Source organism: Yokenella regensburgei, assembly GCF_051486985.1.
GTDB lineage: Bacteria > Pseudomonadota > Gammaproteobacteria > Enterobacterales > Enterobacteriaceae > CBFFRJ01.
Genome location: NZ_JAHVDV010000094.1, coordinates 1 through 1,052 on the forward strand (window position 1 = coordinate 1; position 1,052 = coordinate 1,052).

At 51.5% G+C, this 1,052-nt stretch carries 2 protein-coding genes; both read left to right on the forward strand.

Going from position 1 to position 1,052, the window contains the following annotated elements; translation table 11 throughout:
* Positions 1 to 705, forward strand: a 705-nt coding sequence (locus tag KXR87_RS23570) for a fimbrial biogenesis chaperone (protein ID WP_437434594.1), incomplete at its 5' end; no start/stop codon positions are given.
* Between the two features lie 36 nt (positions 706 to 741).
* Positions 742 to 1,052: hypothetical protein (locus KXR87_RS23575; protein WP_437434595.1), on the forward strand; the 311-nt coding region annotated here is incomplete at its 3' end.

Below are 1,052 nucleotides of genomic sequence, written 5' to 3' on the forward strand. Positions count from 1 at the left end.
TTCTGCTTTACCGTTTTTACCGTTATTCATTTAGCCACCGCTCAGGCGGGCATTACGCCTGATGCCACCCGTGTGATTTATCCGGAAATCAGAAAAGAGGTGACCCTCGGAATTAAAAATGATTCCGCAGCGCCGCGCCTTATTCAGGCGTGGATGGATGCGGGCGAAGGCAATGATTCGACACCACCTTTTATTATCATGCCGCCGATTTTCCGCCTGGATCCGGGTAAAGGGCAGTCGCTGCGTATTCGTTTTACCGGCGGCGAGGTTCCCCGCGACCGGGAGTCGGTGTTCTGGATTAATGTGCTCGAGGTCAGTCCGACCCCACCGGGTAAAAAGGCCGGGACGCAGAACGTGATGCAGTTCCCGGTACGCTCCCGGCTGAAGCTGTTTTACCGGCCAGAGGGGTTGCCGGGTTCGCCAGAGGAAGCCGTTAAAACATTGCAATGGCGTCTGATGCCGGGCAAAAAGGGTGCAGAGCTCGAGTGCACTAACCCTTCGGCATTTAACGTTTCGTTTCATGACATCCGGCTGACACCACCCTCTGATGTGGATAAAACAAAACTGAACGGTATGTGCCCGGCAAAAGGGCGGGTGCTATTTACTCCGCCACACACCGGCCAGCAGGCGCAGGACACAGTCTTTTTCTCAGCTATCAGTGATTCAGGGCTTTTCCATTATCAGCAGGCGCGATTCATAAATTAAAGCCAGCGGCAGATTATTCTTGTTGGGGTGTTAAATATGGTTTATTACAGGTTTTTACTAAAAACAGCTGCGTTATTTTTACTTCTGCTCGTCAGCCGGACGGCGCTGGCTGGGTGTACCGCTAATGCGAAAGATTATACGTTAACGCTGCCGGCAAACTCGTTTACGGTGGGGAGCAATGTGCAGCCCAATACAGCGCTTGGCCCTGTCATCACTTTTAATCCTGGTGCGGCGGATGCTGGTTATTTTGTTTGTACCGGTTCTCGGCTGGCTTACTTTGTAAAGTATGCATCGGTGATGGAACCTTCTGGTTTTGAAGGGATCTATAAAACTAAAATTCCCGGGAT